This window comes from Blautia sp. CGZ-1-C1 (genome assembly GCF_056504575.1).
The window spans coordinates 1-16,073 of sequence record NZ_JBWLUT010000111.1 but is presented as its reverse complement, the minus strand read 5'-3'; the positions used below and the strand labels follow the sequence as shown (position 1 = coordinate 16,073).

At 39.4% G+C, this 16,073-nt stretch carries 20 protein-coding genes and 3 pseudogenes; 20 read left to right on the top strand and 3 right to left on the bottom strand.

What is annotated here, in order from left to right; translation table 11 throughout:
• Positions 1 to 4 precede the first annotated feature (4 nt).
• From AC058W_RS10220 to AC058W_RS10185, 8 genes and pseudogenes are all read left to right on the top strand, one after another.
• Positions 5 to 172 (top strand): TetR/AcrR family transcriptional regulator, encoded by a 168-nt coding sequence (locus AC058W_RS10220; RefSeq protein WP_479390049.1) that lies wholly within the window; start codon positions 5 to 7, stop codon positions 170 to 172.
• A 641-nt stretch (positions 173 to 813) separates the two neighbouring features.
• A complete protein-coding gene (locus tag AC058W_RS10215; protein ID WP_479390047.1) occupies positions 814 to 1,020 on the top strand; it encodes an MFS transporter in 207 nt (68 codons plus the stop codon).
• Between the two features lie 77 nt (positions 1,021 to 1,097).
• Complete coding sequence (locus tag AC058W_RS10210; protein WP_479390046.1) at positions 1,098 to 1,799, top strand: MFS transporter; 702 nt, start codon at positions 1,098 to 1,100, stop codon at positions 1,797 to 1,799.
• On the top strand, positions 1,717 to 2,013 hold the full coding sequence (locus AC058W_RS10205) for a hypothetical protein (RefSeq protein ID WP_479390050.1): 297 nt from the start codon (positions 1,717 to 1,719) through the stop codon (positions 2,011 to 2,013). Before AC058W_RS10210 ends, AC058W_RS10205 begins: the two co-directional genes overlap by 83 nt.
• 80 nt (positions 2,014 to 2,093) lie before the next feature.
• A pseudogene (locus AC058W_RS10200) lies at positions 2,094 to 2,459 on the top strand (alpha/beta hydrolase); the annotation flags it as partial.
• Positions 2,460 to 2,526: 67 nt separating this feature from the next.
• Positions 2,527 to 3,135: a serine aminopeptidase domain-containing protein gene (locus AC058W_RS10195; RefSeq protein ID WP_479390045.1), complete on the top strand. Its 609-nt coding sequence runs from the start codon at positions 2,527 to 2,529 to the stop codon at positions 3,133 to 3,135.
• 123 nt (positions 3,136 to 3,258) lie between these two features.
• Entirely contained in the window at positions 3,259 to 3,600 is a 342-nt protein-coding gene (locus AC058W_RS10190; RefSeq protein WP_117844259.1) for a hypothetical protein, read from the top strand.
• A gap of 51 nt (positions 3,601 to 3,651) precedes the next feature.
• Positions 3,652 to 5,328, top strand: a complete 1,677-nt coding sequence (locus tag AC058W_RS10185; RefSeq protein ID WP_118419905.1) for an AAA family ATPase — start codon at positions 3,652 to 3,654, stop codon at positions 5,326 to 5,328.
• A 60-nt stretch (positions 5,329 to 5,388) separates the two neighbouring features.
• On the opposite strand, the gene AC058W_RS10180 is transcribed toward AC058W_RS10185, so the two are convergent.
• Positions 5,389 to 6,729, bottom strand: coding sequence for an MATE family efflux transporter (locus AC058W_RS10180; protein WP_118609673.1), 1,341 nt, complete (start codon positions 6,727 to 6,729; stop codon positions 5,389 to 5,391).
• Between the two features lie 26 nt (positions 6,730 to 6,755).
• Between AC058W_RS10180 and AC058W_RS10175 the strand changes: the two genes are divergently transcribed.
• The 8 genes from AC058W_RS10175 to AC058W_RS10140 all read left to right on the top strand — a co-directional run bounded on the left by AC058W_RS10175 (position 6,756) and on the right by AC058W_RS10140 (position 13,149).
• Positions 6,756 to 6,884, top strand: a complete 129-nt coding sequence (locus AC058W_RS10175) for a DUF6783 domain-containing protein (RefSeq protein WP_369123831.1) — start codon at positions 6,756 to 6,758, stop codon at positions 6,882 to 6,884.
• A 238-nt stretch (positions 6,885 to 7,122) separates the two neighbouring features.
• Positions 7,123 to 7,395: a hypothetical protein gene (locus AC058W_RS10170; RefSeq protein ID WP_117675524.1), complete on the top strand. Its 273-nt coding sequence runs from the start codon at positions 7,123 to 7,125 to the stop codon at positions 7,393 to 7,395.
• Positions 7,396 to 7,424: 29 nt separating this feature from the next.
• Positions 7,425 to 8,450 carry a transglutaminase domain-containing protein gene (locus AC058W_RS10165; RefSeq protein ID WP_117844262.1) on the top strand — a complete coding sequence of 342 codons (1,026 nt, stop codon included), beginning with the start codon at positions 7,425 to 7,427 and terminating at the stop codon, positions 8,448 to 8,450.
• Between the two features lie 55 nt (positions 8,451 to 8,505).
• Positions 8,506 to 9,852, top strand: coding sequence for an MATE family efflux transporter (locus tag AC058W_RS10160; protein ID WP_118609671.1), 1,347 nt, complete (start codon positions 8,506 to 8,508; stop codon positions 9,850 to 9,852).
• 91 nt (positions 9,853 to 9,943) lie between these two features.
• On the top strand, positions 9,944 to 11,449 hold the full coding sequence (locus AC058W_RS10155) for an HD domain-containing protein (RefSeq protein ID WP_118609670.1): 1,506 nt from the start codon (positions 9,944 to 9,946) through the stop codon (positions 11,447 to 11,449).
• Between the two features lie 438 nt (positions 11,450 to 11,887).
• Positions 11,888 to 12,187, top strand: a complete 300-nt coding sequence (locus AC058W_RS10150; protein ID WP_008703970.1) for a BMC domain-containing protein — start codon at positions 11,888 to 11,890, stop codon at positions 12,185 to 12,187.
• A gap of 24 nt (positions 12,188 to 12,211) precedes the next feature.
• On the top strand, positions 12,212 to 12,499 hold the full coding sequence (locus AC058W_RS10145; protein ID WP_008703969.1) for a BMC domain-containing protein: 288 nt from the start codon (positions 12,212 to 12,214) through the stop codon (positions 12,497 to 12,499).
• Between the two features lie 146 nt (positions 12,500 to 12,645).
• Complete coding sequence (locus AC058W_RS10140; RefSeq protein WP_008703968.1) at positions 12,646 to 13,149, top strand: gamma carbonic anhydrase family protein; 504 nt, start codon at positions 12,646 to 12,648, stop codon at positions 13,147 to 13,149.
• A 71-nt stretch (positions 13,150 to 13,220) separates the two neighbouring features.
• Here AC058W_RS10140 and AC058W_RS10135 read toward each other — a convergent pair whose 3' ends face one another.
• On the bottom strand, positions 13,221 to 13,709 hold the full coding sequence (locus AC058W_RS10135; protein WP_117844264.1) for an ureidoglycolate lyase: 489 nt from the start codon (positions 13,707 to 13,709) through the stop codon (positions 13,221 to 13,223).
• Positions 13,710 to 13,751: 42 nt separating this feature from the next.
• Complete coding sequence (gene eutJ / locus AC058W_RS10130) at positions 13,752 to 14,588, bottom strand: ethanolamine utilization protein EutJ (RefSeq protein ID WP_055052598.1); 837 nt, start codon at positions 14,586 to 14,588, stop codon at positions 13,752 to 13,754.
• A 321-nt stretch (positions 14,589 to 14,909) separates the two neighbouring features.
• Between eutJ and AC058W_RS10125 the strand changes: the two are divergent.
• The 4 genes and pseudogenes from AC058W_RS10125 to AC058W_RS10110 all read left to right on the top strand — a co-directional run.
• Positions 14,910 to 15,414: pseudogene (locus AC058W_RS10125) on the top strand (ABC transporter permease); the annotation flags it as partial.
• Positions 15,388 to 15,546 carry an ATP-binding cassette domain-containing protein gene (locus AC058W_RS10120; RefSeq protein ID WP_479390048.1) on the top strand — a complete coding sequence of 53 codons (159 nt, stop codon included), beginning with the start codon at positions 15,388 to 15,390 and terminating at the stop codon, positions 15,544 to 15,546. The pseudogene AC058W_RS10125 and the gene AC058W_RS10120, both read left to right, overlap by 27 nt.
• 37 nt (positions 15,547 to 15,583) lie before the next feature.
• The gene (locus AC058W_RS10115; protein ID WP_118247827.1) at positions 15,584 to 15,829 is read left to right on the top strand and encodes an ATP-binding cassette domain-containing protein; all 246 of its coding nucleotides are present in this window, start codon (positions 15,584 to 15,586) and stop codon (positions 15,827 to 15,829) included.
• A 133-nt stretch (positions 15,830 to 15,962) separates the two neighbouring features.
• Positions 15,963 to 16,073 (top strand): annotated as a pseudogene (locus AC058W_RS10110) (alcohol dehydrogenase); the annotation flags it as partial.

Sequence of the window (16,073 nt, the reverse complement as noted above, 5' to 3'; positions counted from 1 at the left end):
AGAAGTGTGTGGAGGATACTTCGATGGAGGAAAAGTTGCGAAACGGGCAGGTGTGGGAGCAGCGACGGTGTATCGTTATTTTTCTTCAAAGATAGAACTGGTAATTGAGACTGCAGAAGTCTACTGGGAAAAGGTTTCGGAGAAATACTTAGGAGAGTTCGAAGACGGGTAATACGCCAAATATTGCTGATGCAAAATCAGAGGCTACTTTGAAAATGGATGGCATCGAGAGTTCAGGCTATGATCAGTTACGGAAAATTTTGAATGTTTTTTGCAGGATATTTCTGGAGCGAAAGACCGTTTTTGAAGTTTCTTCACGAATTTGATGTTTTTGTGAAAAAGTATAATGTATCAGAGGAACATTTGGCTGATTATGAAAATGGGATTCATTAAATTGAAACCTTATGTGACCATTGCTCTCGAGAAAGGTCTGGTAGATAAAAGTCTTTCTTTTCTCTAACTGTTACAGTGGATGAGATGTATTTCTCTCTGACACATACCCTCCTTGCACTGATGGAGAAATTGGCAGTAGGAGGAGATATTCTGTCATCTGACCAGAATGTGGAGAGTGAAAAGCGAATCCGTATCATTCTGGAGCTACCTGTTAAGAGGAATCAGAAATTTCTAAAATATGTTTAATCTGGAGGTGTACCAGTGAAAAAGTTAACGACAGGGAAAATATGCGCAGTTCGCAGCTGGACAGTTTGGATGGGCGATGCTGTCCGGGATTATTTCTAACTGGCTTGTATATTTTTATCAGCCGATAAGCAGCCATCGAGTCAGGGACAGACAGTATTTATTCCACAGGGGCTGGTGGTCTTCGGCATATTTACCTTATACTCTGGCGGAATTACAGCTTTCGGAAGAATTTTTGATGCTTTTACAAATCCAATGATCGCATCTTTATCTGACAAGAGATCTACGTCAAAAAATGGGCGAAGAATTCCGTTTTCTGAAATGGGCATCTTTACCGCTGGCGCTTTACATATGGTTTTCTGGTCGCCGGTTAATAAAGAATAAGCTGGATCAATGGAGTGTTTTGCTGATTATGATTCTCGCGTATTCTATATACTGCTTACTGTACACCATATAATGCGTTGATTCCGGAACTTGGACATACCCAGCAGGAAAGACTTAATATTTCCACGGTCATTTCCTTTACATTTATTGCCGGAACTGCAGTGGCGTATCTGGCACCTACGATATGGGGGATGTTTATTCCGGCATTTGGCAGAGTTGGTGCTATCCGTATGACCTTTACTTTGATGGCGGCTGTAGCGTTTATCTGTATGCTTGTGCCGGTATTTTGCATTCGTGAAAAGGATTATGTAGATACGGTTCCTGCAAAGGAGTCAGCTTTTGGATCTCTTGCAGCTACTTTTAAGAATGCAGAATTTCGCAAGTTTGTGGCATCTGATATTTTCTACTGGATCGCACTTACCATGTTTCAGACAGGTCTTCCATTTTTTGTCACCAGTCTTTTGAAGCTTCCAGAAACGATGACAACTTTGTATTTTGTGGGAATGACAGCGTTGTCCCTTGTATTTTATATTCCGGTAAATAGGCTTACTCCTAAACTTGGAAAGAAAAAGATGATTTTGTTTGCATTTGCAGTATTTAGCTTTGCCTATTTTTATACCCGGATTTATGGGAAAAATAAGCTTTATTCCGGCATCGGTGCAGGGACTGATCCTGACAGTCGTGGCGGCTCTTCCTATGGCGATTTTCGGAATTCTTCCGCAGGCTGTTGTGGCAGATATTTCGCAGAGCGACTCGATTACATCAGGAAGCAATCGTGAAGGAATGTTTTATGCGGCAAGGACATTTGCATTTAAACTTGGGCAGAGTATTTCTATGCTGATATTTACCGCAGTCTCGACGATAGGGGCAGCAGAAGGAACTGGTTATAGAGTTGCTGCTTTTGGGGCAGCAGTATTCTGCTGTATAGGTGGAATTATACTGGTATTTTATAATGAGAAAAAGATTAATGGGATTATTAATAGGCATCAGTAAAGATTATAATACAGGCATGTATCGAATGGTGGAAAGCAGATAGCAATAGAATTATGAAAAAGTAACAGGAGTACATACGAATGGAAATAATACATGAGAATGAATATTTGTATAAAATGAATGATGAAATAGAACCATATCTTGCAACGCACCGTCAGGAGGGGTACGTTCCTGGTGCAGAGGATCATCTGCATCGAAAAGACACGGGGATAGTGGGGAAAATTTATGTACAGCGTTACCTGGCAGAGAAACCGAAAGGCGTGATTATAATCAGTCATGGTTTTACAGAAGCAGCGCCGAAATATGATGAGATGATTTATTATTTTCTGAAGGCTGGATATCATGTGTATATGCCGGAACATATGGGACATGGACAAAGTTATCGCCTGACAGCAGATCCATCTCTTGTACATATAGATACCTGGAAGCGATATGTGAGGGATTTTTTGAAAATATGCCATGTGATTAAAAAAACATATCCTGAACTGCCATGTAGTTCTTTTTGCTCATTCCATGGGTGGGGCAATTGGAACAATTGCAGCTGCATGGGAGCCGCAACTGTTTCAGAAGATTATATTGAATTCTCCTATGCTCCGCCCGCTTACCGGAAATGTTCCCTGGCCATTGGTGATCGCTATTGCACAGACGAAGTGCCTTTTGGGAAAAAAGGAAGACTATGTGGCTGGTCAGAAGCCTTATGATGGTAGTGAGACTTTCGAAACCAGTGGATGTACTTCCAGACCGAGATTTGAAAAATATAATGAGCTGCGTAAAGAGAATAAAAAATTCCAGGTTAGTGCAGCCTCTTATGGATGGCTTCTGGCGTCTGTAAAAATGAGCTGGTACATAAAATATTGCGGATGGAAGAAACTGTCAGCACCTGTTTTGCTATTTCAGGCAGAAAAAGATGATTTTGTATCTGTAAACGCATTGAGAAAATTTGCAGAGAAAATCAATCACAGAGGAATCACTTCCTGTGAATATGTTTACCTGCCGGGAACCAGACATGAGACCTACTGCAGCGATGACAGGACGATGGAAATGTATTTAGATAAGATTATGAAGTTTCTGGATTCATGTAGCGGGGAGATGTTTTCTCATTATGAGGTGTTGAGAGAGTAAATCATTGTCTGAAAGTTATATAAAACCTTTGGAATGTTACTTTACGCTAAAATGGTTTCATGTTATCATTGTTTTAATTAAATGTGATAGCCGGGAACCATTTTTGATTGTGAGGTGTGATGAATGGGGAGAGTTTTTAATACAACAGGTGTGTGTATTCCAGAGAAACATTATATGGTAAATATTAATGGTCGTTTACAACAGATTAGAGAGCTTGTGGATGCAGGAAAATATTTTACTATTAACAGGGCCAGACAATATGGTAAGACTACAACCTTGCGTGCGCTTGCAGAAATGTTTCGGGATGAATACTATGTTGTATTACTTGATTTTAAGACATTTGACAATGAGAAATTTAGGACAAAAAGCGGGAATCTTCGGCAATTCAATTACCGAGATGAAAGCGTAAACTGTGCATGCCTGGAGAAGAGTTCGATTCTTGCAAGAAATAAGCAGCAGTTTTGAAATCTGGACAGGCATGTATTAAATTTCTCGGATTATTTTTTGGAGGTTTCCATGGATAATAGATTAAAATTACCGGTAGGAATTGAAGATTTCGAAGAAATCCGAAAAGAAGGTTTTTATTATATTGACAAAACAAAACTTATAGAGCAGCTTTTAATGAACTGGGGAAAGGTGAATCTCTTTACGCGTCCTCGCCGTTTTGGCAAGACTTTAAATATGAGTATGTTTAAGTCTTTTTTTGAAATTGGTACGGATAAGTCTGTTTTTGATGAACTCTATATATCTCGCAATAAAAAACTATGCAATGAGCATATGGGAAAATATCCGGTTATTTTTTTGTCACTTAAAGGCGTTGATGGATTAACTTTTGATATTGCTTTAAAACGTATCACTACTACAATGAAAAATGAAGCTCGCAGACATTATTATCTTAAAGACAGTGGCAAACTTGTAAATGAAGAGCGTATGCAGTATGAGCAGCTTTTATTAGGCCAGATGGACGATGTGGCAGACAGTATTCGTTTGCTATCGGAACTTTTGTGCAAACATTATGGCAAAAAAGTAATCATCCTCATAGATGAATATGATGTACCTCTGGATAAAGCGTTTAGTAATGGCTATTATGATGAAATGTCAGAACTCATTCGTGGACTACTGGGACAGGCTTTAAAGACAAATGACTTTCTACAGTTTGCCATCTTGACAGGATGTCTGAGAGTATCTAAAGAAAGTATTTTTACCGGTATCAATAACTTTAAGGTATTATCCATCATGGATACAAGATTTGATGAGCAATTTGGATTTACCGATGAAGAAGTTAAGCAAATACTTACTGATTATGGATTATCATCACATTTTGGAGAGATAAAGGAATGGTATGACGGTTACAGATTTGGTAATGCGGACGTATATTGTCCATGGGATGTTGTAAATTATATTGATTTGTTGTGTGCTGATTCCAAAGCATTACCACAGGATTTTTGGTCTAATTCCAGCGGTAATACTATTGTGCGCAGATTTATTGATAAGGCAAATGTTCAGACAAAAGCTGAAATAGAGAAGCTGATAGCAGGCGAAAGCATAGAAAAGGATGTTTTACAGGAATTGACATATAATGAAATCGATAAGAGCATAGAAAATCTCTGGAGTGTACTGCTTACTACTGGATATCTGACACAAAACGGCCGTACGACAAGCGGAAAATATTTGCTGAAAATTCCAAACAGAGAAATAAGAAATCTGTTTAGCAGACAGATAAAGGAATGGTTCAGTGATGTTTCAAGAAGTGATGGAAAAGTACTTGAAGAGCTTTGTGGTGCATTTGTAAATAAAGAGCCGGAAAAGATAGAAAAGATATTTGGTGACTATTTGTGGAATACCATAAGTATTAGAGACACTGCTGTAGCAAAGGAAAAGAAAGAAAACTTTTACCATGGAATCCTTTTGGGATTATTAGGTTATAAATCCACATGGCGTACGATGTCTAATGCGGAGTCCGGTACCGGATACAGCGATATCCTTGTAGAGGTTGGGGAAAACAGGACAGGCATAGCAATTGAATTAAAGTATGCAGAAGGTGGAGATATGGATGCTGCATGTGCTGAAGCATTGCAACAGATAGAAGAAAAAGACTACATTGCAAGATTGAAACAGGATGGTATGCAGAATTTTATAAAATATGGCATAGCATGTTTCAAGAAAAATTGTAAGGTGACTATGGGCGATTAGAAATGGTTTCCTGTTATCAATATCTCAGTTGAGAGAACTGATAACGGGAAACCATTTTTGTTATTTGGCTGCGTTTTTATTTAACAGCCGGAAACAGATTATAAAAAAGATAATTCCATATACAGTTGTGATAGGTGTCGCCATTCCAACATAAGTCAGAGATGTTTCCGGTAATCTCGACATAATGATAGATATCGGAATTCGGATGCAGAATGCGGAAGTGATTCCCTGGATCATAACAGGAATACTTTTTCCACAGCCATTAAAATATCCGATACTGCTGAAAAGTACACAAGTCAGTATACAGTCGGCAGAGAAACCTTTCAGGTAAGCGGCACTCTGCGCGATTACCTCGGAATCATTGGTAAAGAAAGAGGATAATACTCCGCCTCCGAAGAATCCTACCATAAAGATGATGATTCCAACGGAAGATCCGGTAATGATTGCAGTGTAAAAACCCTTCCATGCCCGGCTTTTCTTTCCGGCACCGATATTCTGCGCAACAAATGCTGATACACTCTGCATGATAGAGGACGGAACCAGCATAATAAAGGAAACGATTTTCTGTGCAATTCCATATCCGGCAGATGGCATCAGACCCATCTGATTGATAACAGAATTTACAACAAGAAATGAAATCTGAACCGTTGTCTCCTGAAGTGCAATCGGCACACCTACGTTCAATATTTTCCCCAACTCTTCCTTATAAATCCGACATTGTTCTCTGGAAAATTCTATAGGCATATCCTGCTTTCTTAATACAACGACAGAACAGACAACAGAGACAAACTGTGCAAATACAGTGGCAATGGCGGCACCTGCAACATCCATGTGAAATACTCCAATCAGAAGCAAATCTCCCAGAATATTTACGATGCAGGCAATTCCTACGAACAGAAGTGGAAGGTTTGCATTTCCCACACCTCGCAGCACTCCGCTGATTACGTTGTATGCAATGATAATAACGATACCGGCAGAACAGATTCTGATATAAAGAATCGTTTTGTCAAAGGATTCAGCCGGCGCCTGTAAAAGGTGCGCAATCCCTCCGGCGGCAAATTCCAGTACAAATGTCATGATGACAGCAATGATCAGAAAAAGAATGATCGTAGTTCCGACCGCATTTCCTGCTTCTTTTGGTTTTTGTTCTCCGATGTGATGCCCGATTATTACGGTGGAGCCCATTGCAAGGCTTGTAATGATAAAAGTAGCCATCTGCATAAAGGAACTTCCTGTTCCTACTGCGGAAATACTCGAAGCATTTCCGAATTTGCCGACAATCAGCAAATCAACTGCGCCATACGCAGCCTGCAGGATCAATGCTCCAAGTACCGGGATAGCAAACCGAAGCAAAGACTGGAACACAGGTCCCTCTGTAAAACTTATTTCTTTTTTCGACATTTTTTCCTCCTGAGAATGTGGCTTGAATGCTTCCGATAGTAACGAGTGTACCAACAAATTGTGACGCACATCTTACAGAAAGCATTTTTCAAACACACTCTAGTGTATTGATTGCTTGTTATCTGAAGCATTTAGATATTATCAGTATAACATAGTTATTGCGCACATTCTACTGTCACGTTGATAACCTTGTAAGTCTTGGAGTTACTGTGTTACTGTTTACTCAGTGCCTTGTAACAATCTTTTTTCCATATCAAGTAAGCTCCATGTTCTGATTGCGAATATTAGTTGAAGTATGTTACTATAAGAAAAAACATACCTATATCATATGATTTTTGACGAGGTAAATCAGATGGCTGGTGACACAGAAACATGATAAGAAAGGCAAAAAACATGGCAGCAGAAAGAACAGAAGAACTATATAAGGTTTTGCTCAGCAAGGGCTATCCGAAGGAGCTTTGTGCAGAGATCGCATATAAAAATATGAATACAGATTATACTGCAACCAGAATGCTGGGTTATTTATATCGGTATACAAATCCTAAAATCGAAGATCTGGTAGATGAGATGCTGGCGATTTTAAGTGACCGGGCGCAGATAATAGAGAAAAAGGAATCTGAACATGCGCAGGCAGTGATCAGTGAAATGTACCGGAAGGGATTATAAGTGACGAAGAACTTGGAGATAAGATAACAATGGAGCAATATTATTACAACCATATGAATAAGGCGCAGCAGGCTGCATATCACAGCATTCTTAGCGGTGTGAAAAACCTGGCGGATGAATTTCAGATTCCGGCATTAGAGGGAGAAGAACTTTATAATGTATTTTTCCAGATGCGTCTGGATCATCCGGAGATATTCTGGGTGAGCAGTTATAAATACCGGTATTATAAAGACTCTCCGAATCTGATTTTTATTCCGGAGTATCTTTTTGATAAAAAGAAGATTTGCGAACATCAAAAGGCTATGACTGCCAGAGTTGAGAAGCTGATTCGCCCGGCTCAGAAGCTGTCTGAGTGGGAGAAAGAGAAGTATGTGCATGATTTTATCTGTGAAAATATCCGCTATGACAAACTGAAAAAATCATATTCCCATGAAATTATCGGACCGCTTGGACAAGGCGTTGGTGTATGTGAGGGAATCGCAAAAGCAGTAAAGGTTTTGTTAGATGCACTGGGAGTCTGGTGTGTGATTGCAATCTGTGGAAATAATCCTGAGAAGGGGATTAAGTATCGTCACACATGGAATATCGTAAAAATAGGAGGGACATATTATCATCTGGATGCGACTTTTGATAATACCCTGGGGAAAGATCGTGAGACTTCTGAAATCCGCTATGATTATTTCAATCTGGATGATTCACAGATTTTCAGGGATCATGAGCCTCTTATTGCGCCGGCGCCTCACTGCGGTGATCATGAGCACTTTTACTATAAGGAGAAGAAGCTTTCTTTTACTAAGAAAGAGGATGTGTATAAACGTTCTTTGCAGGCGGCGAAGAAAGGCAGGATACTTATTTTTCACTGGAGAGGCGGTTATCTGACAAAGGAAGTACTGAAGGAATTGCTGGAGCTTATCCGGAAAGCAGGAGATGAGAAAGACAAAACAGCAATGGTCAGCATAAACTGGCCGCAGGCAGTTATTCGTGTTCAGTATACGGATATGCAGGTACAGGAGAGTGTGACAATAGAGGAAGCAAATGAAGGGGAAAAGGAGTAAGATAGTTGGCTTTTTTATGATAAAATAAAGAAAAAACGGGAAGGTATCAAAAATTATGAAAAAGGATTCAAGAATGACAGAAGGAAGTATCTCCGGAAAAATCATCCTTTTTGCCATTCCACTGTTTCTCGGAAATCTGTTTCAGCAGTTGTATAATACAGCAGATTCCCTGATCGTAGGCAATTTTCTTGGAAGTAATGCGTTGGCTGCAGTCAGTTCTTCCGGAAATCTGATTTTTTTGATGGTGGGATTTATCAATGGAATTGCCATGGGAGCCGGAGTTGTTGTTGCCAGATATTATGGGGCAAAAATAAAGGACTGTCTGCAGAAAGCAATCCATACAACCGTAGCGTTTGGACTTGTGGCTGGTGTAGTGTTGACGGTTATGGGAATGTTTCTGGCTCCCAAAATTCTGGTACTGATGGGAACACCTACTGATGTGCTGCCGGAGTCCATCGTGTATTTCCGAACATATTTTGCAGGATCCATAGGGGTTGTTATGTACAATATTTTTGTTGGAATCCTGCAGTCTGTCGGAGATAGTCATCACCCCCTGATTTATCTGATCATCTCTTCATGCATCAATGTTGTACTGGATATTTTTTTTATTGCAGGTCTTGGTATGGGTGTTGGTTCAGCTGCACTGGCAACAGCTATTTCTCAGTTTGTCAGCGCCATTCTTTGTATGATCCACCTGATGCGTGTGGAAGAAGAATATCGGTTAGAGTTGAGAATGATCCGTTTTGACAGACATATGCTAAAACAGATTATTCAGAATGGCGTGCCGTCCGGGTTCCAGAATTCAGTGATCGCTATTGCAAATGTTTTTGTGCAGTCAAATATCAATGCATTTGGGAAAATGGCAATGGCAGGCTGTGGTTCCTATTCAAAGGTAGAGGGATTTGCTTTTTTGCCGGTAACATGTTTTACAATGGCCCTGACAACTTTTGTCAGCCAGAATCTTGGTGCCAGACAGTATGAACGTGCGAAAAAAGGTGCAAGATTTGGAGTTATTTGTTCGGTGATCATTGCAGAATTGATCGGTATTATCATATATGCGGCGGCACCGGTACTGATCGCTGCTTTTAACAGAGATCCAAGTGTAATACATTATGGTGTGATGCAGGCGAGAATAATTGCGTTGTTTTATTGTCTGCTGGCATTTTCGCATTGTATCGCAGCAGTACTACGTGGATCCGGTCATGCGGCAGTCCCCATGATAGTCATGCTTTGTGACTGGTGTCTGTTTCGTGTGAGCTATATCACGGTAGCAGTCCGCCTTATCTCAGATATCCGGGTGATATTCTGGGCATATCCCCTGACCTGGAGCATCAGCTCTGTGATTTTCCTGTATCTGTTTTTGAGGGGAAAATGGGTATACGGATTTGAGAAAGAGAAATAGATAGAATCGGAAACAGCAGCTATATACAAGGCTGCTGTTTTTGAGTATAATAGTAGAAATAAGCAGTGCAAATTGAGGAAGGATCATTCAAATGATAGTTAACAAGTGTTCGGAAAATTTACTTAAAAAATCAAAAAAATTATATGAGAATTACAGGGATAACTGTACAGTGGTCCAGAGAATGCTGGAAAAATATAAAAAGATATATCCCAATATTTCTGATTATTCTATTATGCATTTTATAGATATTGCAGAATTTTGTGATTTAATCATGGATAGACAGAAGTTGGAAGATTTGAATGAAGATGAGTGCTACTGCCTTTTGATGGCGGCTCTGTTTGCTCATACCGGATTTGGTTTAAATCAGGAAATTATGACTAAATATATAAACAAGCTGGGAATCCAAAAGCAGATTCAATCGCTTACATTCTTGCAGATCATGAGCAAATATCATGCTTTGTTCAGTGTGTGTCTGATAGAAGAATATGGAGATATATTTGAATTTCCGTCAGAGATACATAAACATGCCATAATCAGTATGTTGCGTTTTATGGGAGAAAATAGTGATGATATAAATCAACTGGAAGAAATTTTGGTATTAGACAATAAAAATACTGTCAGATTGAAGGATCTGGCAGCAGTTCTTGTGGTTGGAAATCAGCTTGCAGAATTGAAAAATATAAATCCTGATCTGGATTATGAGGATTTTGATAAATATAATTCTGAAGAGATTGTTGGATTTGTTGAAAGAAATGTGGTAAGAAGCATTACTGTTAAAGATGATAAACTTGTAATAGAAGCAGGCGGTTCGGATTCCGCCTATGCACTGATTGAAAGAAAAGTAAATTTAATTATCAATAATTTTGAAAAGATTCTCAGAAATCTGATTCATGGACCGGGTGATAAAGCCAGCCTTTTTGGCATTTATTTGATAGAACTTAAATGCGTTTTGTCTGCTGAAAATTCAGAGAAGATCTATCTTAATAAAGAAATTGAAGAATCATGGACAGAAGAAGATATAGAACTTTTTCATAAACTTTCTTTTGAAGAAAGAGTGTTTTATGCGGATTATCTGTCTACAGAGTTTGAGATCACCAAATTTCTTATGGACTTTGCAAAAATAAATAAAGCAGTACTTGCGGGATTAGAGTATAGAGTAAAATCACCGAAATCCTTATATAATAAGCTCTATCAGAGAGTAGAGAAATCTTTTTTCGATTCAATAGCGGATGTTATTCGTTATACAGTGATACTGGAGCCGAAAAATTATGTTGAACAGATACGCTCTGTGACAGATGCTCTGCATGAGAAAAACTGGAAGATCTATTCGTTGAAAAATTATTGGGTCAATGACAGCTTTCCGTATAATGGCGTAAATGCAAAGTTTAAAAATTCACGCAACTATCGTATTGAAATCCAGTTCCATACTCAAGAAAGCTTTGATGTGAAAATGAGTGAGGAAGATCATAAACTGTATGAACAAAGAAGAGTTTTAGAACCGGGCTGTGATGAATATAACAGAATATTACAGTTACAGCTGAAATTATATTCAGATATGGAATATCCTGAAAATATTGCAGATTTAGAAAAAATTTAACTGAATCAAGCGGATATTCGCAATCCGCTTCGCTACTTGCTCATAACCGAATAACTGCTCCGCAGTTTATCAGAAGGAGCTTGCACTCCTCCTGATACAAGCAAGTCCCCACTCACTGCTTATTGCTTTTCGCAATTGAAGCAGGGGACTTGCTTGATTCGGTTAAAACCTGACAACAGCAGATGGCAGTTCTCCATATTAGTATATGTTCTGCATAGAAGCCTGTGAATGGTTGTAAGAGAGAAGATTTATGAAAATAGTGAAAAATAAACAATCCAACAGATAAACTCTTGAAGATGATGTGGTATTATGTTGCGCTATGTGGATTTTTGTGAGATTTCAGTAGAAAATAGCTTGTGATTATAATGAAAACAAGGTATACTAGTATAAAAGACAGCAGTCGGGAGAACCATTTTCCCGTCTCGTAAGGAGGATAAAATGGCAAAAAACTATGATGGCATGGCAGTTGGGGCATTTGAACTGGATAACCTGGTAGCTTGCTTTGTCGCTCTCGATGCAGCATCCAAGGCTGCAAACGTAACGATTCAAAGCGTCGAACGAAACCGACTGAAAAGCGGAGCATGTGTAAAAATACGCGGCAGTGTTTCTGATGTGAATGCAGCAATGGAAGTGGCCTTAGAGACAGCCAAACCCCTTGGCAAGATTGTTTCTCACACAGTGATCGCATCACCTTCCGCAGATACTGAAGTGGCACTTAAGATGACCATTAACAAATAGAACATGTCAGGAGGAAATGAGAAGATGTCATATGGAGCATTAGGATTAGTAGAGGTTGTGGGAAGCTGTAATGCAGTAGTTGTCCTTGACCAGATGCTGAAAACATCAGATGTGGAATTCCGTACCTGGCATACCAAGTGCGGAGGTCACGCAACTATATTCTTAAGTGGCGATATAGCAGCAGTAAAGGCAGCAGTAGATGCTGTAAAGGGAAACCCGCCCTGTGAAATTATAGCAGCAGCTGTAATCTCAGCACCGTCTGAAGAAACATCAAGACTGGTGAAAGAAGAGGAAGAAAAACACCATAAATAATAGCTAAAAGGACTTTCTGTAAATCAGTAAATGAAATGCAGAAAGTCTTTTTGGAATATGTATAAAGAATCTGCAATAAAGAAGTGTCAGGGTATTGAAAATGATGTGAAGGTAGTATTAAATCAAGAAGGCAGGTATTTCGGAAAATGGATTATAAGAGTGTAAAAATATCAGAAGATGCAAAAATTGCAAGGCAGTCAGTGGTTATTGGAGATGTAACTATCGGGCGTGACAGTTGTGTTCTTCATTATGCTGTGATACGTGGCGATGATGCTCCGATCGTGATCGGTGAGGAATCTAATGTTCAGGAAAACTGTACGATTCATGTAAGCCGTAATATGCCGGTACATATTGGGAATAATGTGACAGTTGGACATAATGCAGTGCTTCATGGATGTATGATCGGTGACCGTACATTGATCGGAATGGGAGCGGTTGTTCTTGATGGTGCCAGAATAGGTAAGGATTGTATCATAGGAGCAGGAAGTCTTGTGACAAAGAATACAGTGATACCGGACGGTTCTCTGGTGATGGGAAGTCCTGCAAAGATTAAACGAAACCTTACATGGGAAGAAAAGCTGGGAAATCTTGAAAACAGTAAAGAGTATGTTTCTGTGTCTGCCGAAATGCAGAAGCAGGGTGTATTGTAAAAATCAGACAATAAAAATATCCCCCGGAACTTTATGTAAAAACAGTGGAGTTCCGGGGATATTTATGTATATCAGACAGTAATCTTAAACCAGTCTTTTTCTTCAAAATCTACTACTGTGCAGTCATTTGCATAAGTGCATTCCGGAAGAATGATCATGGCATGGAGTACTTCATTGTTTAAAGGAAGAGGACATAAATGCCAGATAGCAGCATTGATCTTCACCATAGTTCCTTTTGGAACTATGAATGCTCTGGTAAGTTCCGGAACAGGTGTGCCTGCAGAAGCCGGTGCTACATGTATGATCATGTCATCATCCAGTGCAACAATTCCCTCCCAGGTAGTTGTGTGATATTCAGCAGCTTTAACGATGCGTTCATCTTTATGTACTGCAATAGGTGAAAAACCAATGGATCCCATACAGGTACCGGAAATACGGTCTGGATAAAATTTATGTATTTCACCCTGTAATGGATAGCCTTCTGGCTCTGTCATGCTGAAAAATGTACCAAATGGTGCAAAATCTGCAGCATTGATTTTTGTTGCTTTTAGTTCTCTCATGGTATAATACCCCCTTATATAGTATTTTATGAAAAGTTTTGATTATTTTTTGTGTGTGACCGGTGGAAGATCACAGTGATAAGCGATACCCAGTGGGGTTACCAGCAGAGGATGTACCGGACGATAAACAGGTAGCCCAAGCTTTTTTTCAAATACGCCTGTGAAATCTTCAAAACTTGCGGAACCGCCTACAACATATACAGCAGGTACCTGGTAGCCTGTGAGAAATTTCTGAGTGATCGTGGCCATTTTTTCTACAGTTGCTTTGATCACAGGGAAAATTTCAGCTTCTTTTGAACGATCTGTTTTTAAAATTTCAGCTTCTTCGTATGGGATGTTATAGTGCCCTGCTACAGTCATGGTCATGTGACTGCCGCCGGTAGCTTCATCGTCTGTGTAGATTACTTTGCCGTCTTTGAGAATACTGATTCCTGTAGTGCCTCCACCTACATCCACTACAGCGCCGTCTGAAATCTTAAGTACAGCAGCTGCAGCGGTGGGTTCGTCTACGATATTGGAAACCTCAAAACCTGCACCCTCCAGCACATATTGAATACTTTTTGAACTTCCTTCGGAAACTCCGGGTGGGATTGCAGCTGCAGCGTAAGGAAGCTCAGTTTTCAGTTTTTCTTCAAGTTCAGCCTTCAGCCGTGTAACAAGCTGAACAGATTCATAATAATTGACGATCACGCCGTCTCTGATAGCCTGGGAGGGAGCGGATATGCCGGCAATCGGACGGTTGGTAGTGTCTACAACTGCCAGAACTGTATTAGCTGTACCCAAATCCACACCTACTTTCAGACGGCCTTTGAATTTTTTGCATTCACCGGTTTGAACAAGATCGGCGAAATTTGATAAAGTTCTGTTTTTCAATTCCATATCTGTATACTCCTGATATTTTATTTTATAGATGAAATCGTTTGACATTGTTACTGCTCATTCCGTTCTCAGTAACATGTTTTTCGATTTTTGCTGTTTCAGAAAAAACAACAAAAAATTGCAAACAGATATTATATATTATAGAATAATCAGTATGGAAAAGCAACAAAATATGCCGTCAGGTTATGAAAAGAATAGAAAAATTATTGGTAAATATCAAAGTTTTCATTAAATATTTTTTCATTGTGTGATAAAATATTTAATGAACTTAAATACTTCTTGAATTCTTAAATAAAGAAAGGATGCTATACAGGAATCCGCATAGTGGCTATGTTTTTGGGAATCTTTCTGGCAGTGTTGGCATATTGGTCAAAAACAGTGGAAATTCTGATAGCACCTGTAATTGCGGTGGTCAAATCTACACCTGTGGCGTCTTTTATCATTTTGTGCCTGATATGGATACCGTCCAGAAATCTGTCAGTTTTTATTTCTTTTCTTATGGTTCTGCCTGTGATATATACGAATATCCTTGAGGGAATACGGCAGACTGACAGTAAGATACTGGAAATGGCAAAAGTATTTCAGGTGAATCCCGGAAGAAAGATCAGATATATTTATGTATCGCAGGTACTACCTTATTTTCTCTCTGCATGCAGGCTTTCACTTGGGATGTGCTGGAAAGCAGGGAGTGGCAGCAGAGGTTATCGGAGTACCCTCAGGTTCTATTGGTGAGAAACTGTATAATGCAAAAATATATCTGAATACTCCTGATCTTTTTGCGTGGACGATTGTGATTATTGTGATAAGTTTTGTATTTGAAATTTGTGTTGCGTTTTTTTCCGGAAGGGAGGACCAAGCTTGTATAAGAGGAAGATCCGGATGTGGAAAAACTACACTGATACGGCTTCTTTTGGGGCTGGATATTCCGGATAAGGGGAAAAATAGAAGGGATAAGTGACAGGAAGATCGAGTGCAGTATTTCAGGAAGATCGCCTGTGCGAAAATCTGAGTGCTGCTTCCAATATAAGAAAACAATATCAGACAGAGAACTGGAGGAGGCATATAAAGCAGTTGCGCTTACTGAGGTATGGCAGAAACCGGTTCGTGAATTAAGCGGAGGAATGCGCAGAAGAGTGTCTATCCTGAGGGCATTGCTGGCTGATTCAGACTGTGTGATTATGGATGAACCTCTCAGAGGTCTTGATGAAAAACCAGAACAAAAACAATTGATTATATTTTAAAAAAGACCGAGGGAAAGACATTGATCTTTGTTACCCATGAAGAACAGGAAGCAGTTTGGCTAAAGGCCGACAAAACATTAAAATTTATGAAGGATAACTGATAAAATAATCCGGAAAGTGATGGGATAAAATAATGCAGACTTATACATATGTTTCAAAGGGAAAATTTGAATTAATGGAAAAACCAAAACCAGTACTTATGCATGAACGAGATGCAGTTGTAAAAGTAACGCTTGCAAGTATC